Below are 24,051 nucleotides of genomic sequence, written 5' to 3'. Positions count from 1 at the left end.
CCAGCAGCAAACCTCCACTACGTCTGACGGCCCGCTCCGCTGCCCAGGCACTCAAGCAGCTGCGTGGCGGCTCCTGAACAGATGATGGCGGCGTGATCGTCAGCTGCCGATCACGCCGCCGTCATCCTTGGTGATCAGCACCGTGGACGAGCGCGGGCGTGACTGGCCGTCGCTGGCCGGAAAGCTCAGCCCCGGGTGCTGCACGTTGATCCACATGGCGCGGTAGTCCGGGCTCCAGGTGATGCCGGTGATCTCGCAACCCCGCGGGCCGACCAGGAAACGCCGCACCTCGCGCGTTTTCGGATCGGCGCAGAGCAGCTGATTGGTGCCCATGGCCTGCATCACCGCTTCGTCATCGTCGAAATCGGTTTCGATCCACAAGCGCCCGTCACGATCGAAGGCCAGCCCGTCCGGCGAGGAAAAGCAGTCGCCGTCGATGGTGCCGATCAGGTTGGCGGCAACCGGCCGGCCCTGGGCATCGCGCGAACCGCGGCGCTCGCCGGCGAGCAGAAAGACTTCCCACTGGAAGCGCGTGGCGGTCGGGTCGCGGCCCTCTTCCTGCCAGCGCAGGATCTGCCCGTGCAGGTTGTACGGTCGCGGATTGGCCTTGTCCAGCGGCTGCTTGCTGCCGCGCGCGTCATTGTTGGTCAGGGTGACGTAGACCTCGCGGGTATCGGGATGCACCGCGACCCACTCCGGCCGGTCCATCGGCGTCGCGCCGGCGCGGTCGGCGGCGGCGCGGGCATTGAGCAGCACCTCGGCCTGGCTGGGGAAGCCGTTTTCCGCGGTCAGGCCATGCTCGCCGTGCAGCAGCGCCAGCCACTGGCCACTGCCGTCGGCATCGAAACGCGCGACATACAAGGTGCCCTCATCCAGCAAGCGGCGGTTGGCCGCGTCCGCACCGGGCACGTAGCGGCCGCTGGGAACGAACTTGTAGACGTACTCGCCCTTGGTGTCGTCGCCTGAGTAGAACGCCATGCGCCCGTCCTCGCCCAGCGACAGCACCGAACACTCGCGGCAGTATCGGCCAAAGGCGGTGCGTTTGACCGGTGTGCTCTGCGGATCGAACGGATCGACCTCCACCACCCAGCCGAACCGGTGCGGCTCGTTGACGAAGCCGCCATGGGGTTGGCCTGCCTTCGGCGTGGCATCGAAACGCGGATCGACCGTGCCCCAGCCGTAGAGCTTGCTCATGCCGCTGCCAGCGATGCCGTAGCGGTTGTGCGAGACGCGCGCGGCAAGGTCGTCGGCGTCGTGGTTGACGAAGTAGTTGTGCCAGTTCTCCTCGCAGACCAGATAGGTGCCCCAGGGCGTGAACCCGCTGGAGCAGTTGTTAAGCGTACCGAGCACCGTCCTTCCTTCCGGGTCGTCCATGGTCTGCATCGCCTCATGGCCGGCCAGCGGCCCGGCGATGGCCATCGGCGTCATGCCGGAAATGCGGCGGTTGTAGGGTGAATCCATTACTCGCTGCCATTGGCCCTGCGCATCCTTGCGCACCTCGATGACGCTCAACCCGTGGGCCGCCTGCTCCTTGCGCACCTGCTCCAGCGGGCGCTGGCCGTCGACCACGGTGATGCCGTCGGGATGCAGCGTCGGGTTGACGTATTCATGGTTGATGGCCAAGAGACCACGGCTGTCGGGCGCGTCGGGGAACGGGAAGAAATGCATGCCGTCGTGGTTGTCGCCGGCCTGCTTGACCTGGGCGTGCCAATCGTCGCTAGCATCCGGCTGCCACTCGGGTGCGTCGGCATGCACCGGATCGCCCCAGGAGAAGAACACCCGGGCGCTGTAGCCCGGCGCCACCTCGACCCGGTCGAAGTGCGGGTCGAGCTGGGTCGGAATGCCTTCGAAGCCGAGCAGCGAATCGCTCCGGGTTGCAGCTCGCGCGCCGGCCATCCCGCCGCCTAGAAAGGCGATGCCGGCAAGGCCGAGGCCACCCTTGAGCAGCCCGCGCCGGCGTTGATCGATCGCCTGCTGCAACGGCACGTTGCCGCTCGGATTGACCGGTTGGTCGTCATGAGCGCCCACGCTCGCGTGAAAATCGGTGAAATCCTGTTTCATCGAAAACGGTTCCTGAGTCGTAACGGCATCATTCGATGCGGTAATGGAAGGTGTTCTTTACGTCGGGCACGGCAACCGCGCGGCCGTCGACGATGCGCGGCTGGTAGCGAAAGCTCTTGGCGGCGGTGAGTGATGGGCGGATGAACAGCGGATGGCAGTCGCCGACCACTTCGGGCGAGCGCACGCGCCCGTCGACGCCCACCGTGTAGCTGACCGTGCAGGAACCCTGCAGCCCGGCGTCCAGCGCCCGTTGCGGGTAGACCGGCGGCTTCTTGGCGATCGGCAGGTACTGCCGGCTGGCAGCCTCGGCCGCTGCAGCCTGTCGTGCGCGCTCAGCCGCTTCGGCGCGTGCCGATGCCTCAGCCTGGCGGCGCTGCGCGTCCAGTCGCGCCTGCTCAGCCTGACGTTCGCGCTCCTGCTGTTGCTCTTGCCGGCGACGCTGCTGCTCTTCCCGGCGACGCTGCTCCTCGCGCCGACGTTCCAGCTGCTGCTGGCGCTGCTGCTCGGCCTCGCGCTCCCGTTCGGCGCGTTTGAAGGCCAGGTCGGCCTGCTGCACCTGTGGGGGTGCTTCGACCTCGACGGGGGGCGGCGGCGCTACGACCGGCTCTGCGACCGGCGGTTCGGGCAGCACCGGCGCTGGCGGTGGCAGGCTGATCAGCTGGGTCTGCATCACCTGGGTGGCGACCGGCATTTGCAGCGCTGGCGACCAACTGCCGAGCAACAGCGCGAACAGTCCGGCATGCATCCCGAGGGTCAGCAATGCAGCCCCAGCCGGCCCCATCCACTGGCGCGGGACAACTTCGCTGCCATGCGCGGCGTGCGTGCTGAAGGTCATCATCACGGCTGCTCGACTCCGGCCGGCGCCTCGGTGATCAGGCCCAGGTTGACCACCCCGCCGCGCTGCAGCTCGGCGATACCGGCGACCACACGACCGTAGTCCGCCGCCTCATCGGCACGGATATAAACCTGGGTGTCGCCGCGCTCGGCGATGATCGCGCCGACCTTGGCCTGCAGCTCGGCCAGGTCGACGGCGCTGTCGGTCTGGTTGTCGATGTCCAGCTCGCTGCCCAGGTTCCAGTAGAAGCCGCCATCGGCCTTTACCGAGAGCGTGAGGATCTGCCGCTCGTTCTCCACTGGCAGCGCTTCGGCTGCGACCTTGGGCAGCTCGATCTTGACGCCCTGCACCAGCATCGGCGCGGTGACCATGAAGATCACCAGCAGCACCAGCATCACGTCGATGTAGGGCACCACGTTCATTTCCGCCTTGGGCCCGTGTTTGTGCTGTGGCCTGACTAGCATGGCTGTCCTCCTCAGGCGGCTGCGGCGACGTTGGGCGAAGCGGCATGCAGGCGCCGATGCAGGCGCGCCTGTAGCTCGTTGCCGAAGGCGTAGTAACGGCCGACCAGCGTCTGTCCACGGGCAGCGAAGCGGTTGTAGGCCATCACCGCGGGAATCGCCGCGAACAGGCCGATGGCCGTGGCGATCAGCGCTTCGGCGATGCCCGGCGCGACGGTCGAGAGCGTCGCCTGCTGCACCTGCGACAGGCCGAGGAAGGAGTTCATGATTCCCCACACGGTACCGAACAGGCCGATATAGGGGCTCACCGAACCCACGGTCGCGAGGAACTGCAGGCCCTTTTCCAGACGCTCCTCCTGCTCGGCGACGGCCACGTAGAGGCTGCGCTCGACACCCTGCGCCACCACATCCGGCGCGATCTCCGGCTGGCGTTGCAGCTGGGCGAATTCGCCGTAACCGGCGAGGAAGATGCGCTGCAGCGCGGCCTCATCCGGCAACGACTGCGCCTGGCCTTCGCGATAGAGCTGGGCGAGATCGCCGCCCTGCCGAAAGCGCTGCAGGAAGCCGCGCTGCAGCCGTTCGGCGCTGCGCAACGCCACACTGCGACGGATGATCAGGTACCAGCTCGAAACCGAGGCCAGCACCAGAATCATCATCACCGCCTGCACCACCAGGCTGGCTTCGCTGATCAGGCCCCAGATGGACATGTGCTCGAGAGTCGTTTGCATGAATCGTTTCCTCCTGCCCCGACTGGGGCAGCTGCTATTGGATGGCGGGTCGGTTACCGGGCGATGACGTCAATCCAGCCCCAGCGCATCGGCGACCGCCGACCAGGGCAGGTACTTGTAGTTCTGCGTGCCTTCGGGCATGCGCTTGCGGCCGTCCTGCACCACCAGCATGCCGCGGTTCCAGATGCCGCCGAGGTCAGCCGAGGTGACTTCCAGCCCATCGGTCTCGGACGCGCCGTCGATGCCGCGTTCGGCGTTCAGGCCGATGCGGAAGGCGCCGCGTACGGCATAGGGCGCCTGGGCATCGAGCACCACGTAGCTGTCGTTGCCCTGGCTGGAAATCACCAGGTAGTCGCCGCGCTCGCCGTGGTAGATGGCCAGACCTTCGATGTCGTCGTAGACCGGCCCGCCGACACCGATGACCTGCTCCGACACCGCCGGCACTTCGGCGCGGGCATCGACCACCCAGACCGCGACGTCCTCTTCACCGACGAACAGCCGCTCGCTGCGGTCGTCGGCCACGCAGCCTTCCGGCTGACTGTCCAGCTTGAAGCGCCGCACCAGTTCACCGTGCGGCTGGCCGGACAGGCCATCGAGGCGGTACTGCAGGAAGGTGCCGTCCTTGTCGTTGGCGATGGCGTAGGTGGTGCCCTGGCGATCCTGGAACATGCACAGGCCATAGATTTCGCTCAGCGGCGTGGCGACCTCGCCGACATCGCGGAGCACCCCGCTCGCCCGGTCGATGGCGAACAGGTGCAGGCTGTTGTGATCGCGATTGCTGGCCACGGCCAGGTCTACGCGCTTGCTGCCAAGACGGAAGCCGCTGCGCACATCGACGTTGTTCAGCCGGCCGACACGCAGGTCCTGCACCTGACGGCCGTCGAGGTCGTACACCACCAGGCCGCCCTTCTTGTCGGTGCCGAGCACGCGGCTCCCAGCCGGATCGCGCGGATGGACCCAGATCGCCGGATCATCGGCGGCATCACCCAGACTGGGCACCGGGCCGGTCTCCACCGCTGCCGCCAGACTGACGATGGGTTCGGCATGCGGCAGTGCCTGTGGCTGCCACGCCAGCTGGGCGCGATGCAGGCCCTGCTCGTCCGCCAGCAGCAGTTCGACTCCTTCGGAGGTGCGACGCGCGCTGATGCGTTCCGGCTCATCGAGGCCGTCCAGCGGCAGCACGCCGTCCGCCTGCCAACCCGATTCGCTCTGGCGATAGAGGTGCAGCGCCGGCGCTTCGGCATCCAGGGCCAACAGACCACCCGGCACCAACGCCATGCCAGCCGCCACCTTTGTCAGCGCGCCGAACGGCTTGACCAGATCGACCGGCTCACGCTGCAGCGGCGCCTCGGCATCCGCCGGGTAGCGCCAGAAGCCGACGTTCTCCTCGTTGACGTAGAGCTGCCCGGCCATGTCATCGGTCTGGCAGAAGGTGCTCTGCGGCGGCAGGCTGAGCCCGCGCACGCGCCGTGCTTCACCGAGCAGGCGGCCCTGGCTGCCCACCAGCCATTGCTCGCCGACACCTTCCTCGCCGAGCAGGAATACGAAGTCGTTGCGCGCGCTGTCGCGATACAGGCACAGCCCCTCGATGGCGAACGTAGTGCGCGGCAGATACAGCGGCTGGCTCCAGGTCCGGTTGTCATCCAGGCCGATCAGCATCGCCTGCTGGCGCTTGCGCTCCACGGTGGCCAGCAGCAGGCCCCGACGCTCGAGGCGATGGTCGAGGCCTTCGAAGCGCCCGGCGTGCTGGGCCAGCGTATTGCCGGCCTTGTCCAGCAGCTGCAGGCCCTGGTCATCGACCTGCACACGGTCGGCGCCGGCCCAGGGGGCGTCGCCGTCTAGCAGCTGGGCGTACTCGAGGCCGGCCAGCAGCGGTTCGCTGATGTTCAGCCGGGCCGACTTCGCCGGCGTATCTGGTTGCGTGGACTGGCAGGCCGCCAATGCGATGCACAGGCCGAGCAACAGGGTTTTGGGTAATGCGTTCATGGTGTATCCATTCAGGCTGCCGCGGGCCGGCGCCCGGCCGTAAAGGGGAACGGCGGGCACCGGAGCGGCATAGGGGTCAGAAGTGGGTCAGGGTCAGGCCGAGCTTGTAGGTCGGGCCGTACTCTTCGTACTGGGCGTTGTAGGCGTGGCGGCCGCTGTAGACGTAGTAGGTCTCGTCCGTCAGGTTCAGCGCCTCGAAGGTCAGCTGCAGGCTCGGCGTGATGAAGTAGCCGGCCTTGAAGTCAACGAACAGCTGGTCGTCGACGTAGAGGTCGTGCGCCTCGTCGTCGATACCGGCTACCTCGTACAGGTAGTCCGACTTGTAGTTCGCAGCCAGGCGCAGGTTGAGCCGGTCGTTTTCCCAGCCGAGCATCAGGTTGCCGACCGTGTCGGAGTGGTTCGGCAGGTCGATGCTGCGCTGCATGCCCTGCCCCTCGATGTCCGCGTCGGACTGGCTGAAGGTGGCGTTGGCGCCCAGCAACAGGCCGTTCCACGGCGCCGGCAGCCAGTCGAGCTTCTGCGAGTAGGCCAGCTCCAGGCCGTAGAGTTTTGCGCTGCTGCCGTTCTGGAAGCTGAGCGCTTCGTCGAACGCGGCCCACTGGCCGGTGCCGGCCAGATCGGTGTTGTAGATGAAGTTGTCGATGTCCTTGTAGAACAGGTACGCCGACACCACGCCGGCGCGGCCCATGTAGTGCTCGATGCCAAGGTCGTAGTTGATCGACTCCAGCGGCTTGAGATCGGGGTTGCCGAACTCGGCGTCGTCACCATCGATGACGAAACCGGGCGCCAGCTGGCCGAAGGTCGGGCGCACCACGCTGTTGGTCCAGGCGGCGCGGATCATGGTGTCGTCGGTCAGCTGGTAGCGCAGGTGCAGGCCGGGCAACCAGTGGTGGTAGTCATTGCTGCTGGAGATGGACTCGAACTGGCCGTCGCGCAGGCCGGTGCCCTTGGCGCTGAAGCGCGTGCCTTCGTAGCGCAGGCCAGCGATGACGCGCCAGCGGTCGATATCCACGGTGTTCATCAGGTAGGCGGCGTTGATGTCCTCGTGCATGTCGAAGTCATTGATGCGCGACTCCTCCTCGTCGTAGAACTCGCTGGCATCCAGACCGCCAATCGCGCCCTCGATGGCCGAGGCGCTGATGCCTGGGCCGAAGCGGCCGAGCGCGTAGTCGACGTTGCCACCCTGGAAATCGGCCAGAGTCAGGTCGTCGAAGTCGTCATAGACCCAGACCTCGCTGTCGTTGTCCTTGTGCCGGCGGCTGAGCTTGCCGCCGAACTTGGCCTGCGCCGCGTAGCCCTGGATGTCGTAGTCGCGGGCCAGATCCAGGCGGATGTTCTTCTCCCGGTCGCGGGTATCGCTCTTCTCCCACTCCACTTCATCCAGCTCGAAGGAAGCCGGATCGTAGAAGGCAGAATCCACTGTCAGGCGCGGCTTGCGGCTGCTGGAGAAACCGGCGTCGGCGAAGTCGCCTTCGAAGGTCGCGCCGGAGATGCCACCCGGATTGCGCTCGCGGGACTGGCTGTAGCCGACCTGTCCGCTCAGGATCCAGAGGCCCATCATGCGTTCGCCGCCGAACACGTAGGACTGGATGGTCTGGGTTTCCTCGCGCGATTTCAGCTCGCGCCAGCCTTCGGCATCGCCGGTTTCGCCAGGCAGCTGGGCGTCCTCGAACTCCACGCCGGCGGCGTTGCGCGTTTCGGTGTCCTTGAAGCGGCTGTACAGCGTACGCAGGTAATAGCTGCTGACGTCATCCGGCTTGTAGTCGAAGTTCAGCCCGAAACCGGTGCGCTCGCGGGTGATCTCGTAGTCGCGCTGCTCGAGTTCCTCCAGCCGCGCGCCGTCGTCGGCGAAGTCCCACTTGCCGCCGGTCTCGACGTTGTCCGAGCCGAAGTCGCGCTCCTGCCAGCTGACGGCCGCGGCGACGCCGAAATTGTCGACGCCATCGCCGAGGCTGAAGCGATCGCTGATGGCGCCGGAGAATTTCGGGCTGGTCTTGTCGACGTTGTCGTCATAACTGCCCTCGCCGCTGAGGCTGTAGAACAACCCGTCATGATCGAAGGCCGACAGGCTCTGTACCTCGATGGTGCCGCCCAGGGAGTTGGCATCCATGTCCGGCGTCAGCGTCTTGACCACCGACAGCGACTGCACCAGCTCCGAGGGCAGCACGTCGAGCGCCACGGCACGGCGATCGCTCTCCGGCGATGGGACCAGGGTGCCGTTGATGGTGACGCTGTTCAGATCCGGCGCGATGGCACGCACGCTGACGAAGCGCCCTTCACCCTGGTCGCGCTCCACCGAGATCCCCGGAATGCGCTGCAGCGCTTCGGCGGCGTTGTCATCCGGCAGCTGGCCGATGCCGTCTGCATGCACCACGCTCTTGACGCTGTCGGAACTGCGCTGGTCCTTCAGTGCCTCGTCGATGCTGACGGCCTGGCCGATGACCTCGACGTGCTCCATGACCAGCGGCTCCTCGGCCCAGGCCGAACCGGCGCTGACGGCCAGAGCCAGCAGGCTGATGCGGAATCCTGCATGGCGGATGCCGCTGCGGTATGTGTTCATGAACGATTCCCCCGAATGGTGTTTGCCGGGTCCATCCCGGAACTGCAGCGGACGGTAGGTGGGGGATATGGCGGTTCTGTGACAGGGGGTTTGGGGAGGGGTTGGAAAGATGGGGTTTGGGGGATTTTGGAGGTGGGGTTGAGCTGATATGACCTGTTTTTAGCGGTATGGATACGAGTTGCCTATCTCAGACACGCTGGGATCAAGTTGTGGGGACCAACCCATTTTTCGGGAGGTCCGATCCATCTGTTTCGCGCTGCTGCGCGAGTTCCTTTTGGCAGTCGCCCGGATGGCCGGCCCCGCCAAAAGGAACCAAAAAGTCTTGCCCCTGCCATCCGGGTCTCGCTGCGCTCGACTTCCCTCACTCCATCGCCGCTCCGGGGGCCGGCGTACAAGGGCCTTCCATGGCCCTTTACGCCTCTCGCGGCATCCATGCCGCTCGCTCCCCTACGCAACGATTCCATTCGGCCTCCTGAAAGGGGCATTCGGTATTGCCTGGTGGTCTGTGCAAGTACATGCAGAGCTACCCCCTTTGGGGTGGACAGCGCCTAGAAATGCTTCACCTACGTAACGCAGAGCTCCAAAGCACGGCTCTTATGCTCGTAGAAACCACGAGTGATCCTTTAATAGGACCGCTCATTGTTCTGCTTGCACTGCCTCCCAGGCGACATCCAATCGCCCCTTCAGAAGGGTGAACGGAGCCGTCGTGCAGAGGGGCGAGCGGCATGGATGCCGCGAGAGCCGTAAAGGGCCATGGAAGGCCCTTGTACGGCGACCCTCGGAGCGGCGGCGTAGAGAACGAACCCCGGCGCAGCCGGGGCCGGATGCAGGGGCAAGCGTTTTTGCCTACTTTTTCCGCGACTGGAAAAAGTAGGTCGCCCAGCAGGGCGAAACCCAGCTATCAAGCAACTCCCTAATTCGTCTGACGCCCCAAAAGATTAAAAACCCCCTGAGCCAATTCAACCCCCACCCCATTCATCCAACCGTCACATCCATCTGTTTCCGTGCCCTCACGCACTGGCGCGAACCCGCCACGGAGACCCGATGAAATCCCTCCTCAAACTCCACACCCTCACCCTCCTCGGCCTCGCCCTGGCTGCCAACGTCGGCCTGCAGCTGCTGCTCGCCGTCGGCACGGTCAAATCCTGGGGCGAGATCGACTGGATGGACGTCGTCGGCGAAGGAGGTTGCGCCGCCCTCGCCCTCGCCTGGCTGGTCATGTTGCTGCACAGCCGCCCGGCCGGCCGGGTGACGCGGTTGCTCGCACTGGGCCTGGCCTGCATCTGCTTTTCCTGGTGGATGGACCTGCTTGACGAGTTCATCCAGATCCCCGCCAGCATCGCCTGGGATAACTGGCTGGAAACCGCGCCAATGCCTGTGGGTCTGTTGCTGCTGACCTTCGGCATCTACCACCTGAACCAGGAACAACGCGCCATCAACGCGCAGATGCACAAGCGCGAGCGGCTGTTCCGCGAACATCGGCTGTTCGACAACCTCACCCCGCTGAGCACCGCCGAATACCTGCGGCGGCAGCTCGATCAGACCCTGCGCCAGGCCGACGAGGAGCAGCGCCCGCTGTCTCTGCTGGCGATCGACCTGGACGACTTCAGCCGGGTCAATCAGCGCTACGGCCAGGCCGAGGGCGATCTGGTGCTGCAGGCCGTGGCGCAGCTGCTGGTGCTCAACCTTCGTCATCAGGACCTGCTCTGCCGCCTGGCCGGCGATCGCTTCGTCGTGCTCCTGCCGGATACTGCCGAACAGCAGGCGCGGCAGCTTGCCGAGGAGTTGCAGACCGCCGTGGCCAGCCTCGCCCACAAGACGCGCCAGCATGGCGAACGCCTGCATCTGAGCGCCAGTACCGCGGTGGTGATGGCCTTCGACGACGATGCCGAGCAGCTGCTCCAGCGCCTCAACCTCGCGCTGGCCAAGGCCAAGCAGTCACTGCCGCGCTGCGCCTGAGACGACCATGAGCAGCTCCTTACGCTGGTACGAGTGGGATAGCCGCTTCATCGCCGCGCATCACCAGCCGGCGGTCCTGCTGGACCTGGCGTTGTCGCGCGGCATCGACAGCCACGCGCTGCTGCGCGGCAGCGGGCTGTTCTACGAAGACATCGCCAGTGGCCGTGCACGGGTCAGCCCGGCGCAGTTGCTGACCCTGATCGGCAACGCGGAACGCCTGCTCGGCGCAGCGGACAGCAGTTTCCTCTTCGGCCAGCGCCTGCTGCCCGGCCATTACGGCGAAGTCAGCCTGGCGCTGGCCAATGCCGGCAATCTCGAGCAGGCGCTGGAGCGCCTCTGTCAGTTCCGCGCCCTGCTCTGCCCGTTGCTGGCCCCGAGGCTGCTGCTGGATGAGCACCAGATTCATCTGTACTGGGTCGATGGCGCCGCTACCGGGCGGCTTCAGCGCTTTCTCGTGGAAGCCCACCTGACCGCCATCGTCGCGCTGTGCAAACGCGGCTCCGGTCTGCGGTTGCCCTGGCGCTTCCAGTTCGCCTATGCGCAGCCGCGGCACATCGAGCAGTACTGGGTGCATCTGGGCGATGCGCTGCAGTTCGACCGCCAGCTGACCCTGCTCAGCCTGCCGCGCGAATACCTGCATCAGCCCTGGCCGGAGGCGTCGACCACCGTGGGCCAGGTCGCGGTGCAGGCCAGCCAGCAACAGATCGATGCGCTGGACGGGCCGTGCGCCTTTCTCGATGCGTTCTACCAGTACCTGGAGGCGCACATCCGCGAGCCGCTGAATCTCGAGCGCGTCGCCGTCGCGTTCGCCATGAGCCCGGCGACGCTCAAGCGCAAGCTGGCCAAGCACGGTACGCATTTCCAGGAGCAACTGGACCTGGTTCGCAAGCACGTCGCGCTCTACCTCTACCAGGCCTGTGGCTTGGGTAACGAGGCTGTGGCGCGGCACCTGGGCTTCAACGACACCACCAATTTCCGCCGCGCTTTCAAGCGCTGGACAGGCGTGGTGCCCAGCGGGCTGCAGCCACTGTTCGACGCACCCTGAGGAAATGCTAAGGTTCGGCCCGCACTACCTTCGATGCAAACGGACCGGGCATGGACATCAAGCAGCTGAAGTTTCTCGTGGCGCTCGACGAAACGCGGCATTTCAGCCAGGCGGCGGCGCGCTGTCACGTCACCCAGCCGACGCTGTCGATGCGCCTGCGCACCCTGGAAGACGAGCTCGGTCTGCAGCTGGTGATTCGTGGCCAGCGCTTCGAAGGCTTCACGCCCGAAGGTGAGCGCATCCTGGCCTGGGCGCGTAGCCTGCTGGCCGCTCAGGACGGACTGCTGGCCGAAGCCGCCTCTTGCCGCGGCCAGCTGGTCGGCACGCTGCGCCTGGGCGTAGTGCCGCTGGCCGGGTTCGACCCGATGCAGCTGGTACGGGCGTTCGGCGAACGCCATCCGAGCCTGCGTTTCGAGCTGTTCGCACTCAGCAGCGAGCAGATTCTCGAGCGACTCAGCCGTAATCTGCTGGATCTCGGCCTGTCCTATCTGGAGCGCCTCGACGACGCGCACTTCGCCAGCCTGCCCCTGGGCGAAACGCGCATGGGCCTGCTGCATGACGAGCGCCATTTCCGCTTCGATGCCCCTTCGCTGAGCTGGGAGGCCCTGGCTGGCCTGCCCCTGGGCCTGCTGACCGGCGGCATGCACTTTCGCCAGTCCATCGACCACGCGCTGCGCAGCCGTGGCCTGAGCCTTGCGCCGCGGCTGCAGACCGATGCCGTACATCACCTGCTGCAGGCCGTAGGCGCCGGTCTGTGCTGCGCCATCATGCCGCTCGACAGCGGGCTCGAGGCCCTGGACAGCCGGCTGACGCTGACGCCTATCGACAATGCCAGCACCCTGGCGCCGCTGGGGCTGATCCTGCGGCGCGACTCGCCGCGATCCGCACTGGGCGAGGCCTGTTTCAACGAGGCCCGCGAACTGCTGCAACTGCGATGAAAGGTGCTTGTGATCGACGCCATCGATCACACCATCGGACATAGCGATTGGACGGCCGGCACCGGCGCTCCTAGGCTGCCTGCGTCGACCTGTCGCAGGCAGCCGCTATGCTCTACGCCACTCTGAATTCCGCCGAACCGCACGATGCACGCGCTGCGCTGTTGGCCGAGGAATGCGCGCTGGCCATCAGCTACAACGGTCTGAACCATGCCGTGATGATGATGACGCCGCAGGATCTGGAAGAATTCGTCGTCGGCTTCAGCCTCGCTGGCGGGCTGATCGAGCGACTCGATGACCTGCGTGACCTGCGCCTGCTCGGCGACGGCAGCGCTCGCCGCGCGGACGTACAGGTCAGCCCGCGGGCGTTCTGGACACTCAAGCAGCAGCGTCGCCAGCTTGCCGGCACCAGCGGCTGCGGACTCTGCGGGGTGGATGCGCTGGATCAGGCACTGCCGCGGCTGGTTCCGCTGCAGCCGACAGCACTGCCACCCGAAGGGCATTTCCATGAGCTGCGCCAGCGCATTGCGAGCGCCCAGCTGATGGCTCGCGACAGCGGTGCGCTGCACGCGGCGCTGTATGTCGACGGAAACGGAAAGATCGCCCTCTGCCGTGAGGACATCGGCCGGCATAACGCGCTGGACAAGCTGATCGGCGCGCTGACGCTGCAACGCCGCAAGCCGAGCGAAGGCTTCATCGTGATCACCAGCCGCTGCAGCCTGGAATTGATCCACAAGGCCGTGCGCGCCGGCATCGGCACGCTGGTCAGCCTCTCGGCACCGACTCAGCTCACCGTGCAGTGGGCGCGTCAGCACCACCTCAACCTCATTCATCTGCCCCACCACAGCGCTCCGCGGGTCTACAGCCCTGCGCCTGCGCTGCCCGACCAGAACGGATGTCACCCATGAGCCGCATGTCCCGCTTCCATCCCGCCACCCGCTTCCAGCCCTACGCCGGCCCGGCTGGCGGCTGGGGCGCCCTGCGCAGCGTGGCCAGCGCCTGGCTCGGCAGCGGCAATGCGCTGAAGAACATCCGCGCCATGCTCAAGACCAACCAGAACGGCGGCTTCGACTGCCCCGGTTGCGCCTGGGGCGATTCGCCGGAGGCCGGTGCGGTGAAGTTCTGCGAGAACGGCGCCAAGGCGGTGAACTGGGAAGCCACGCGCCGCCGCGTGGATGCCGCCTTCTTCGCCCGCCACAGCGTCAGCCAGCTGCGTGAGCAGAGCGATTACTGGCTCGAATACCAGGGACGCCTCACCGAACCGGTGCGTTATGACGCGGCCAGCGACCGCTATCAGCCGATCACCTGGGATGATGCGTTCGCGCTGATCGCGCGACACCTGAACGGCCTGGCCAGCCCGCACCAGGCAGCCTTCTACACATCCGGTCGGGCCAGCAACGAAGCGGCCTATCTCTACCAGCTGTTCGGCCGCAGCTTCGGCACCAACAATTTTCCCGACTGCTCGAACATGTGCCACGAGGCCAGCGGCGTCGCCCTCACCGAATCCATCGGTGTCGGCAAGGGCACGGTAACGCTGGAAGATTTCGACCACGCCGATGCGATCTTCGTACTTGGCCAGAACCCCGGCACCAACCACCCGCGCATGCTCGAACCGCTGCGCCAGGCGCTGGAGCGCGGTGCCCAGGTGGTCTGTTTCAATCCACTGCGCGAACGGGGCCTGGAACGATTCCAGCATCCGCAGAAGCCCATCGAGATGCTCGCCAACCAGGACGCGCCAACCCACAGCCTTTACCTGCGCCCCAACCTTGGCGGCGATCTGGCCGTACTGCGCGGCATCGCCAAGTACCTGCTGCAATGGGAACGCGAAGCGCTGGGGAGCGGCGGACCGGCGGTGTTCGATCGCGACTTCATCGCCGAGCACACCCATGCCGTCGATGCCTATCTGGAGGCGATCGATGCCACGCCGTGGGCGCAGATCGAGCAGCAGTCCGGGCTCGAACGCGACGCGATCGGCCAGGCCGCCGCGATCTACCGCGACGCCGGGCGGACCATCGTCTGCTGGGCCATGGGCATCACCCAGCACCATCATTCGGTGGCGACCATCCAGGAGATCGCCAACCTGCTGATGCTGCGCGGCAACCTCGGCAAGCCTGGGGCCGGTGCCTGCCCGGTGCGCGGCCACAGCAACGTGCAGGGTGATCGCACCATGGGCATCAACGAACGCCCGCCGGCCGCACTACTGGATGCGCTGGAGCGCCATTTCGCCCTGCCGATGCCCCGCCAGCCCGGGCACAACACCGTGGAATGCATCCAGGCCATGCTGGCCGGCGAGGTGCAGGTATTCATCGGCCTGGGCGGCAACTTCGCCCAGGCCACGCCGGACAGCCCGCGCACCCGCCAGGCGTTGCGCAACTGCGCGCTGACCGTGCAGATCAGCACCAAGCTCAACCGCAGCCACCTGACCATGGGTCGCGATGCGCTGATCCTGCCCTGCCTCGGCCGCACCGACATCGACCGCCAGGCCTGCGGCCCGCAGGCGGTGACCGTGGAAGATTCGTTCAGCATGATCCACGCCTCCCGGGGCCAGCTGGAGCCGCTGTCGACGCAGATGCGTTCGGAGCCCGCCATCGTCGCCGGTATCGCCGCCGCCACGCTGGGCAAGCGCCCGGTGGACTGGCTATGGCTGGTGGAGGACTACGCACGAATCCGCGAGCTGATCGCGGCGACCATCCCGGGTTTCTCCGGCTTCGACCACCGCCTGCATCGCCCTGGCGGTTTCTATCTGGGCAACGCGGCCGCGCGTCGGGAATGGAGCACCGCCAGCGGCCGCGCCGAGTTCAAGGCACATGCGCTGCCGGCCGACCTTTTGCCAGAGCGGGCGCGCCAGGCGGGCATCGGTGCCGACCTGATCCTGCAGACGCTGCGCTCCCACGACCAGTACAACACCACGCTGTACGGCCTGGACGACCGCTACCGCGGCGTCAGGGGGATGCGCGAGGTGGTGTTCGTCAACCCCGCCGACATCCAGCGCCTGGGCCTTGAAGCCGGCCAGCAGGTCGATCTGGTTTCGCTATGGGACGACGGTATCGAACGGCGCGTTAGCGGCTTCACCCTGCTCGCCTACGACACCCCGCTCGGCCAGGCCGCCGCCTACTACCCGGAGACCAATCCGCTGGTGCCGCTGGAGAGCTTTGGCGAGCGCAGCCACACGCCGACTTCGAAATTCATCGCGATTCGCGTGCTGCCGAACACGCAGAAGACCGGGCAGCCGCTGATCGCCAGTGGGCAATGACGCTCATTCGAAGCGACTGGAGTCGTCGCGGTCGTGCGGGTAGCGCCGGTTGAGCGGAAACGCTGGCAGCCAGGCTTCGCGGCGCACGGTCCAGCATTCGTAGGTCGGCGTCAGCTGGTCGGGCGCATCCAGTGCGCCCAGGTGTACCTCGATCTCATCGGCGAAGCGGGAAAAAACCGACGAGCCACAGCGGGGGCAGAAGTACCGTCCGGCGTATTCGGCCGTCTCGCCCTCAACGGTCACCGCATCCTGCGGGAACACCGCAGCGGCGTAGAACAGCGCGCCGTGGTGCTTACGGCAGTCCAGGCAATGACAGATGCCGACTCGATAGGGCTGCCCCGCCGTCACGATGCGCACGTCGCCGCACAGGCAGCCACCGCTTAATGAATTCACCTTGTGTCTCCTCCGTCAGTGCCGAGAGCTCCGCGCCAGGGGTCGCGGGCGCACGGTCGTGGCTCGACCGCCCGAGAAGCGTAGTCGCCTCTCGGCTGCCGCACTAACGAAGACCAGCTTCAGCTTCCCTTGCGCCCCTGGCCAGCGAAACGCTGGATGTCATGGGTCGGCCCCGAGACGATCAGCAGATCACCTGGCAGTACCTGGGTGCTGGGCGTCGCATGCTGAAAGTCCTCATTGGCGCGCTTGAGGCCGACGACGGTTACGCCGAACTTCTCGCGCACCCCGGCGGCGGCGAGCGTCGCGTTATGAACGCGTTCCGGCGCATGTATCTTGGCGATGGCGAAGCCGTCGTCGAACTCGATGAAGTCCATCATCCGTCCGGAGATCAGATGGGCAACCCGCTCGCCCATGTCCGCCTCGGGATAGACCACATGATGCGCACCGATCCGCGTCGCGATCTGTCCATGCTCGGTGGTCAGCGCCTTGACCCAGATGTCTTTGATGCCCAGTTCGGTCAACGCCATGATGGTCATCAGGCTCGCCGCCATGTCCGAGCCGATACCGACGATGGCGTGGGGGAAATCGGCGACGCCGAGCTGCCGCAGCGCCATGACATTGGTGGAATCGGCCTGCACCGCATGGGTCAGCAGATCGGCCCAGGCATGCACGGGCTCGGCGGCCTGATCGATGCCCATCACGTCGTGCCCCAGGCGCGTCAGTGAGCGCGCCACCGAGCTGCCGAATCGCCCCAACCCGATGACCACCACACTGTCGCCTTTCGAAAAAGAGAACTGCTCAGAAAACAGCAACTTAGCCAACAATTGGGTGTTCCTCCGGATAGCGGTATGGCATGCGGTGCTCGCCCAGCGCGAGTGAAGCCGCAAGGGTGATGGTGCCGACCCGGCCGACATACATGAGCAGAGTCAGCATGAGCTGACTCGCCTCCGGCAGGTCGGCGGTGATACCGGTGGAGAGTCCCACGGTACCGAATGCAGAAATGACCTCGAAGATGACCTGGTCCGTCGGGATGTCGGTGTCTCGAAGAATGAACAGCGTACCCAGCACGACCATGGCACTCCCCAGCACCAGCACGGTGATTGCCTGGCGCTGGGCCGAACTGCCGACCCGGCGGCCGAACGCTTCGGTGTCGGCCCTGCCGCGGATCTCGGCGATCACCAGCAGCGCAAGGATGGCGACGGTTCCGACCTTCACCCCACCGGCAGTACCGGCGCTGCCGCCACCGATGAACATCAGGAAATAGTGCAACGCCCAGCTTTCATGCGTCAGCGCGCCGATATCGAGCGCATTGAAACCGGCCGTACGCGCCGAGACCGAAACGAAGGCAGCCGAAAGAAGCTTGTCGGCCCAGGCCATGGGCCCGAGCGTACCCGGGTTGGACCACTCGAACAGCAGCACCGCCATGAAGCCGCCCACCAGCAGCACCGCCGTCCCGGACAGCGTCAGCTTGGTGTGCAGCGACCAGTGACGCGGGTCCGACCACCTGCGGCGCAGATCGTTGAGAACCGGAAAGCCGATGCCGCCGATGACGATGGCGCACATGATCGGCAGCAGAATGAATTCATCGGTGGCGTAGCGCACAAGGCCATCGCCATGAATGGAGAATCCCGCGTTATTGAACGCCGATACGGCATGGAACAGGCCGCTCCAGGCGGCCTCGCCCCAACCAAGCCCGTACGACAAATGCAGCCGCAGGGTCAGCAGCAGCATGACCGCCAGCTCCATCACCAGCGTGACGACCAGCACCAGTTTCGCCACGCTGCTGATGTCGCCCAGACCCAGTACATGGGACTCGGCCTGCGCGATCAGCTTGGCCCGCAAGCGGAACGAACGGTTGACCAGCAATCCCAGCAAGGTCGCCAGGGTCATCATGCCGAAGCCACCAAGCTGGAACAGCACCATGATCACCACCTGGCCGAAGGTCGACCAATAGGTGCCGGTGTCGACCACCACCAGGCCGGTCACGCAGACCGCCGAGACAGCAGTGAACAATGCAGTAACCCAGGGTACTGGCTCGCTCTGCACGTGAGCGACCGGCAGGGACAGGAGAGCGGTACCACAGAGGATGGCGAACAGGAATACGAGCGCGACAGCCCGACCCGGATGCAACAGTGATTTCATTCGATCCACACCGACGGAACCGAGAGGTTAGAGCCATCGGAATCGGCGGCCCTGGAAAGCAGGGCGAGAGGCTAGGCGCATTGCCGTGGATATTCAACACCGCCGAGTAATCATCCTGGGCCGCCCCGGCCTTAGCTGCTGAGCAGTTCCAGTACACGAGCGGCGAGGATCTCTATCGCGAACGGCTTGGTCAGTACCTGCATGCCCTCCCCAAGCGAGCTGTTGCCCAGGGCTGCGCTTTCCGCATAGCCGGTGATGAACAGCGTCTTGAGACCTGGTCGGACCTGTCTTCCAGCGTCGGCCATCTGCCGCCCGTTCATTCCGCCCGGCAACCCGACATCGGTGATCAACAGATCGATCGCAACATCCGACTGCAGCAGCTTCAGCCCAGCGAGGCTGTCCGCCGCCTCGATCAATGTGTAGCCGAGATCGCCAAGCACATCGGTCAGCAGCAGGCGTACAGTCGGTTCGTCGTCGACGATCAGGATGGTCGCACAGGCTCCGGCCAGGGTCGCGCCGCTGCGGCCCGGGGTAGCGGCAGAGGCGCCTGCCTGACCGTGATAGCGCGGCAGGTAGATGGTCATCGAGGTGCCTTGGCCCACTTCCGAGCTGACACGCACCTGCCCCCCCGACTGTTTGGCGAAACCGTAGATCATCGAAAGCCCGAGCCCTGTGCCTTCACCGATCGGCTTGGTGGTAAAGAACGGATCGAACGCCTTGGCCATCACACCAGGCGTCATTCCCGTGCCGGTATCGCTCACCGACAGCGAGAGGTATTGCCCGGCGGGCAGCTCTTGCGCCTGCGCAGCGTCCGGCCCGAGCCAGCGATTGGCCGTCTCGATGGTGATGCGTCCGCCGTCTGGCATGGCGTCACGCGAGTTGATGCAGAGATTGAGAATGGCGTTCTCCAGCTGGCTGGCATCCACCGACACGGGCCAGAGAAAGGGAGCGCTGATGGTCTCGACGAGGATGCTCGGGCCCACCGTGCGCTGGATCAGCTCGGTCATGCCATCCACCAGGACACTCACGTCAAGCGGCCGCGGATCCAGAGTCTGCCGCCGGGAGAACGCCAGCAGCCGGTGGGTCAGCGCCGCGGCACGCTTGGCCGCGCCCTGGGCCGCCAGCATGTACTTGTCGATATCGCTCAGCCGGCCCTGGGCGATCCGCATGCTCATGAGCTCCAACGCGCCGCTGATGCCCGCCAGCAGGTTGTTGAAGTCATGCGCCAGACCGCCAGTCAGCTGCCCCACCGCCTCCATCTTCTGCGACTGGCGCAGCTTTTCCTCGGCGTGGATCAACTCGGCCGTCCGTTCGGCGACGCGCTGCTCAAGGGTGTCGTTCAGCGCTCGCAGTGCTGCAGTGGCACGGTCACGCTCGGCCTCGATGGAGCGTCGGTCCTCGACATCGATGAGCACGCCCGGAAAGCTCAGCGCAGTGCCGTCCGGGCCATGATCGACACGGCCATTGGCCTCGATCCAGTAGTAACGACCATCGGCGCGACGTACTCGGTATTGGTGTGCGTAGGCCCCACCGCGGGCAATAGCCTCGTCGATTGCGGCGAGCAGCCCCGCTCTGTCTTCCGGATGGACCGTCGTGATGACCTGTTCCAGGCCGAGCCCTTCGCGGCCAAGCCTAGGATCGAGGCCGAAGGCGCGAGCAAAACCGTCATCGACGGTGAACTGGTCCGTCTGCAGGTCCCAGTTCCAGGTGCCAATGATCGCCCCAGCCGCCAACGCCAGCTGGACGCGCTGGACGTTCTCGCGTGCCAGCGCTTCGCTGATGCGCAGACGATTCTCGGCATCCCGCCGCTCGGTAACGTCGTTGAACAGGATGGCGATCCGGCGCTCGCTGGGATCGCCGACCCGGACTGCCCGCACGTCGAACCAGCGCTCGAACGCTCGCGCGTAGCTTTCGAAGTTGGCCGGCTCACCGGTCTTGGCGACATGGCCATAGGCTTCGAACCAGAACTGCTCCAGCTCCGGGGCGAACTCGGTGACCCATTTGCCGCGCAGATCGACGCCTGTCTGGCGTTCGAAAGCCGGGTTGACCTCGACGAAGCGGTAGTCCACGGGGCGGTCATCGGCGTCGAACTTGACCTGAACGATGGCAAAGGCCGCTTCGATGGTCTGCAGTATCGCGCTGAAACGCTCTTCGCTCTGGCGCAACGCCGCTTCGGCGGCACGTACGCGGGTCAGATCGAGCATTGCGCCAATCATGCGCACCGCCCGGCCCTGTGCCGTACGAATCACATGGCCGCGATCGAGGATCTCCGCGTATGTCCCATCCAGGCGCTGAAAACGATACTCGTCGGTCCAGGTCGTGCCACCGCCGTCGATGATCGCGTGGATCGATCGCCTGATCCGCTCACGATCCGCCGGGTGGATCTGCTCCAGCCACCATTGGCCGGACGTGTCGACAAACGCCAGCGGATACCCATAGGCCTGTTCCAGCGCCTCATTCCAGAGCACATGATCCGACTCGAGATCCCAATCCCAGACGGCATCACGGGTGGCCTTGGCTGCCAGGCGATAGCGCATTTCGGAATCATCGGTGGTGCTGTCATTCAGCTTGGCGCGCAAGCGCACCACCTCAGCTACGAGCTCCTCGCGGGTAAGATTTTCCAGAAGTGTTCCCCTCGTCGATATCCATGATCAAGGGCGAACCGCTACCCATAATGTGGCGGCAATCAAAGCAAAAAAGGCCAGGTTTTGCACATCCGATATCGCCGAAAGCCGCTCATCGACTGGCGCAGCGCGCGCGAACTTTTCGCCGCAACGGCTGTCATTCAGCTGATGCGCCATACGGAGCGGCGACTGCGCGCTCGATTTCCGCGCCTTGTGTCTCGGGCTCCCGACTAGGGTCGCCGCCCCGCCGGCTGTGTCCAACGTGCCTGTCGTCCGGTATCGACAGCGCCCCAAAGGGCCAGGTGCAGCCAACCTCAGTGCCCCGCCCCGGGACTTACTCTTATTTCAATATCGCGAATCCTTCATGCCCATATCTCTTCATCCTTCTGCCCTGCTTTCCCGCCTTACCTCCTCCCGGTCGTGCAAGTGGATCGGCGCCGGCCTATTCGGCGCCATGCTGGTCGCCGGGCCGGCCCATTCCCAAGAGCCCACCGACAACACACGCTGGGTCAGCGACAGCCTGAACACCTATGTACGTAGCGGTCCAACCGATGGCTATCGCATCGTCGGTACGCTGACCTCCGGGCAAAAGGTCGAACTGATCAGCACCCAGGGCGACTACAGCCAGGTCCGCTCGGAGTCGGGCTCAACCGTCTGGATTCCCAGCAGCGAGTTGCAGGAAGTCCCGGGCCAGGCCGAACGCCTACCGCAGCTCGAGCAACAAGTGGCTGAGCTGAGCGAAGAGCTCAAGACCATCGATGACAGCTGGCAACTGCGGGTACAGGGCATGCAGGAGACCCTCGATTCGCGCAAGGCGCTGATCGACGAGCTCGAAGCCCGCCGCGCCGCGCTCGAAGCGTCTCTGACCGAAACCCAGTCCGAACTGCGCGCTACCCAGGCCCGTCTCGGTGACGAGAACAAGCAGATGCTCATGCAGTACATGATCTATGGCGGCAGCATCGCCGGTGCCGGGTTGCTGGTTGGACTGATCCTGCCGTCGCTGACCCGCGGTCGCAAACGCAACGATCGCTGGTTCTGAGAGGGTCAGGCCAGGTAAGTGCCAAGCAGGTAGTAGAGGGCAGCCGCGAGCAGCGTGCTGCCTGTTAGCCCAACCCGACCATGCAGGGCGAGCACCGCGACGGCCATCAATGCCGGCCCGCCTGCGATGGGCGAATGGCTGATCTCGCTATACACGACGTACACGGCGAGGTTGACGAACACAGCCATTGGCATCACCTGCCCGACCAGGTGTATCCCTCGTGCGCTCAGCGGGAAGCGGACGAATGCCGGCACGACGCGCACCAGCATGCTGGTGACCGCCAGCGCCGCAAGGGTGACCAGAGCCGCATCGTTCATCCGCGGCTCCTGCCCAGCAGCCAGGTCGCCAGCAGAACGCCCGGCCCCCAGAAATACACCGGCCCCAGCAGCAGGAGCAATCCGCTCGCTCCAGCAGCAGCAAGCCCAACTCGCATGAGCGTCACCCGCCAATCATCTTGCAACGAGCCGATCCGGTTCTTGAGCTGTGACGCGGCCAGATACAGCAGCACAGCACTTGCCGGAAACGCGAGGTTCAGATCGTCGCCGAGCCAGCTGTCGGACAGCACCTCGCCGAGCGCAGCGCCAAGTACACCCGCCAGCACCCAGACAAGAAAAATGACCAGGCGAATGCGCAGCACCACGCCGGGCGAATCGTCATCACGCTCGCTGGCATAGGCCTCGTCGCCGAGCATATGCGCGCAACAGGCGCGTTTGAATGCGCCGTCCGGCAGGCGATCGACGGTGCTGAGTGCCATGGGCAGATAGCGACTATTGATAGAGGCCGTGACGAGCAACAGCGTGAGAAAATCCGCGCCATGCTCGCTAAGCGGCAATGCGGCGAACTGGCCACTGCCAGTGAAACCGAGCAGACCGACCAGCAGTATCTCCAGCATCGACCAATCGGAACGCGCTGCCAGCACGCCGAATAGCATGCTTACCGGCATGACCGACAGCGCGACCGGTAGCGCCCGTCTCAGTGCCGGCAGTCGAGCCGCAGGCCCGCCCTGAGGCCGGTCGAATGCATCCGCTGCTTCTGTCATCCGCAATCCCCACTGTTCAGCACCTGTTTCGCCCAGTCTCGGCGCCGCCACCCGCTGGCGTCTTGCACGATCTTGCAGCCAAGCGGCTCAGGCGCGGCGTATCAGCCGTAGCCAATGCCCAGGCGAAAGGCCGTAGGCCTGCTTGAACTGACGGGTCATATGGCTCTGATCGGAGAACCCGATCAGCGCAGCATCGCTGGGCACACTTCCGCCAAGCAGCAGATGGCGCACGCGGTCGAGTCGCCGCAGCGTCAGATAGCGGTAGGGGCTGGTGCCATACAGCGCGCGGAAATCCCGCGACAGGCTCCAGCGGTCGCGGCCCGACACCCGTTCCAGTTCATCGAGGCTGATGGGCTGGGTCCGGAGTTCGTGGATGTAATCCCGGGCCCGCTCGGCCGCACGGTAATCCACACTGCGGCGCCGCCCCTTTGTCCCGGCGATCGCGGCCATCACCTGAGCGAGGTCGTATAGCGCATCCTCTTCCTCCAACCCCTCGAGTGGCCTGTCGAAGCTCTGCAGCAGGCTGCGGACGGCCCGTTGCATGCGCGGATCGCGGGACACGCCTTCGTCGATGAACGGCAGAGCCTGGCCGCCCAGCGCTCCCTGCAGCAGCGCGGGCTCGATGTAGACGATGCGGTAGCGGAAACCGGCCTCGCTGCCGGCCTCGCCGTCATGCAGTTCATCGGGGTGCAACACGATGGTGTCGCCCGGCAGGCTGTAGCGCGAACAGTTGCGGTAATTGAAGCGATGTACGCCCGCCAGCGTACAGCCGATGGCATAGGTATCGTGCCGGTGAGGAGCGAACCCATAACCGGCGAAATAGGCTTCCAGCCGCTCAAACCGTCCCGGTTCGTGCGGGCGCCTGACCCAGTCCTTGTCGCTCATGTGCATTGCGCCATCGTCCGGTATCCATCGGTCGCATTGTTGACCGCGCTACGGTAGCGAGCGATTGCGGCGGCAGGCAATCGCAGGCTGCCCGGGCGCATTCTTG

The 24,051-nt window shown here is 65.6% G+C and carries 19 protein-coding genes; 6 read left to right on the top strand and 13 right to left on the bottom strand.

Annotation, left to right across the window (positions count from 1 at the left end; translation table 11 throughout):
* Positions 1-99 precede the first annotated feature (99 nt).
* The 6 genes from ACX1DW_RS06140 to ACX1DW_RS06115 form a co-directional block, all read right to left on the bottom strand.
* On the bottom strand, positions 100-2,061 hold the full coding sequence (locus ACX1DW_RS06140; protein ID WP_267932742.1) for a PhoX family protein: 1,962 nt from the start codon (positions 2,059-2,061) through the stop codon (positions 100-102).
* Positions 2,062-2,089: 28 nt separating this feature from the next.
* A complete protein-coding gene (locus ACX1DW_RS06135) occupies positions 2,090-2,899 on the bottom strand; it encodes an energy transducer TonB (protein WP_267932741.1) in 810 nt (269 codons plus the stop codon).
* Complete coding sequence (gene tolR, locus ACX1DW_RS06130; protein WP_267932740.1) at positions 2,899-3,360, bottom strand: protein TolR; 462 nt, start codon at positions 3,358-3,360, stop codon at positions 2,899-2,901. Before tolR ends, ACX1DW_RS06135 begins: the two co-directional genes overlap by 1 nt.
* Before the next feature lie 11 nt (positions 3,361-3,371).
* Positions 3,372-4,085: a protein TolQ gene (gene tolQ, locus ACX1DW_RS06125; RefSeq protein WP_267932739.1), complete on the bottom strand. Its 714-nt coding sequence runs from the start codon at positions 4,083-4,085 to the stop codon at positions 3,372-3,374.
* Positions 4,086-4,154: 69 nt separating this feature from the next.
* The gene (locus tag ACX1DW_RS06120; protein ID WP_267932738.1) at positions 4,155-6,071 is read right to left on the bottom strand and encodes a phytase; all 1,917 of its coding nucleotides are present in this window, start codon (positions 6,069-6,071) and stop codon (positions 4,155-4,157) included.
* 76 nt (positions 6,072-6,147) lie between these two features.
* Positions 6,148-8,631: a TonB-dependent receptor gene (locus ACX1DW_RS06115; RefSeq protein ID WP_267932737.1), complete on the bottom strand. Its 2,484-nt coding sequence runs from the start codon at positions 8,629-8,631 to the stop codon at positions 6,148-6,150.
* A 1,044-nt stretch (positions 8,632-9,675) separates the two neighbouring features.
* On the opposite strand from ACX1DW_RS06115, the gene ACX1DW_RS06110 reads away from it, so the two are divergent.
* The 5 genes from ACX1DW_RS06110 to ACX1DW_RS06090 all read left to right on the top strand — a co-directional run bounded on the left by ACX1DW_RS06110 (position 9,676) and on the right by ACX1DW_RS06090 (position 15,823).
* On the top strand, positions 9,676-10,590 hold the full coding sequence (locus tag ACX1DW_RS06110; protein WP_014596579.1) for a GGDEF domain-containing protein: 915 nt from the start codon (positions 9,676-9,678) through the stop codon (positions 10,588-10,590).
* Positions 10,591-10,597: 7 nt separating this feature from the next.
* Complete coding sequence (locus ACX1DW_RS06105; protein ID WP_267932736.1) at positions 10,598-11,635, top strand: AraC family transcriptional regulator; 1,038 nt, start codon at positions 10,598-10,600, stop codon at positions 11,633-11,635.
* A 50-nt stretch (positions 11,636-11,685) separates the two neighbouring features.
* Positions 11,686-12,573 carry a LysR family transcriptional regulator gene (locus tag ACX1DW_RS06100; RefSeq protein ID WP_267932735.1) on the top strand — a complete coding sequence of 296 codons (888 nt, stop codon included), beginning with the start codon at positions 11,686-11,688 and terminating at the stop codon, positions 12,571-12,573.
* A gap of 107 nt (positions 12,574-12,680) precedes the next feature.
* Positions 12,681-13,478, top strand: coding sequence for a formate dehydrogenase accessory sulfurtransferase FdhD (gene fdhD / locus ACX1DW_RS06095; protein WP_267932734.1), 798 nt, complete (start codon positions 12,681-12,683; stop codon positions 13,476-13,478).
* Positions 13,475-15,823, top strand: coding sequence for an FdhF/YdeP family oxidoreductase (locus ACX1DW_RS06090; protein WP_152481226.1), 2,349 nt, complete (start codon positions 13,475-13,477; stop codon positions 15,821-15,823). The genes fdhD and ACX1DW_RS06090 overlap by 4 nt, the downstream gene beginning before the upstream one ends.
* A gap of 3 nt (positions 15,824-15,826) precedes the next feature.
* On the opposite strand, the gene ACX1DW_RS06085 is transcribed toward ACX1DW_RS06090, so the two are convergent.
* The 4 genes from ACX1DW_RS06085 to ACX1DW_RS06070 all read right to left on the bottom strand — a co-directional run bounded on the left by ACX1DW_RS06085 (position 15,827) and on the right by ACX1DW_RS06070 (position 20,895).
* A complete protein-coding gene (locus ACX1DW_RS06085; protein WP_017244987.1) occupies positions 15,827-16,216 on the bottom strand; it encodes a GFA family protein in 390 nt (129 codons plus the stop codon).
* A 119-nt stretch (positions 16,217-16,335) separates the two neighbouring features.
* Positions 16,336-17,040: a potassium channel family protein gene (locus tag ACX1DW_RS06080; protein ID WP_152481225.1), complete on the bottom strand. Its 705-nt coding sequence runs from the start codon at positions 17,038-17,040 to the stop codon at positions 16,336-16,338.
* Positions 17,030-18,358: a TrkH family potassium uptake protein gene (locus ACX1DW_RS06075; RefSeq protein ID WP_152481224.1), complete on the bottom strand. Its 1,329-nt coding sequence runs from the start codon at positions 18,356-18,358 to the stop codon at positions 17,030-17,032. The genes ACX1DW_RS06080 and ACX1DW_RS06075 overlap by 11 nt, the downstream gene beginning before the upstream one ends.
* Before the next feature lie 131 nt (positions 18,359-18,489).
* Positions 18,490-20,895, bottom strand: a complete 2,406-nt coding sequence (locus tag ACX1DW_RS06070) for a PAS domain-containing protein (protein WP_458993389.1) — start codon at positions 20,893-20,895, stop codon at positions 18,490-18,492.
* A 451-nt stretch (positions 20,896-21,346) separates the two neighbouring features.
* Here ACX1DW_RS06070 and ACX1DW_RS06065 point away from each other — a divergent pair, with 451 nt between their 5' ends.
* The gene (locus ACX1DW_RS06065; protein WP_102841241.1) at positions 21,347-22,021 is read left to right on the top strand and encodes a TIGR04211 family SH3 domain-containing protein; all 675 of its coding nucleotides are present in this window, start codon (positions 21,347-21,349) and stop codon (positions 22,019-22,021) included.
* A 5-nt stretch (positions 22,022-22,026) separates the two neighbouring features.
* Here ACX1DW_RS06065 and ACX1DW_RS06060 read toward each other — a convergent pair whose 3' ends face one another.
* The 3 genes from ACX1DW_RS06060 to ACX1DW_RS06050 form a co-directional block, all read right to left on the bottom strand.
* A complete protein-coding gene (locus ACX1DW_RS06060) occupies positions 22,027-22,338 on the bottom strand; it encodes a hypothetical protein (protein ID WP_063543273.1) in 312 nt (103 codons plus the stop codon).
* A complete protein-coding gene (locus ACX1DW_RS06055; protein ID WP_458993388.1) occupies positions 22,335-22,952 on the bottom strand; it encodes an AzlC family ABC transporter permease in 618 nt (205 codons plus the stop codon). Before ACX1DW_RS06055 ends, ACX1DW_RS06060 begins: the two co-directional genes overlap by 4 nt.
* A gap of 195 nt (positions 22,953-23,147) precedes the next feature.
* The gene (locus ACX1DW_RS06050) at positions 23,148-23,945 is read right to left on the bottom strand and encodes an AraC family transcriptional regulator (protein WP_267932733.1); all 798 of its coding nucleotides are present in this window, start codon (positions 23,943-23,945) and stop codon (positions 23,148-23,150) included.
* Positions 23,946-24,051: the final 106 nt, after the last annotated feature.

Source organism: Stutzerimonas sp. KH-1, assembly GCF_054483855.1.
This window is presented reverse-complemented; position numbering and strand designations above follow the sequence as displayed.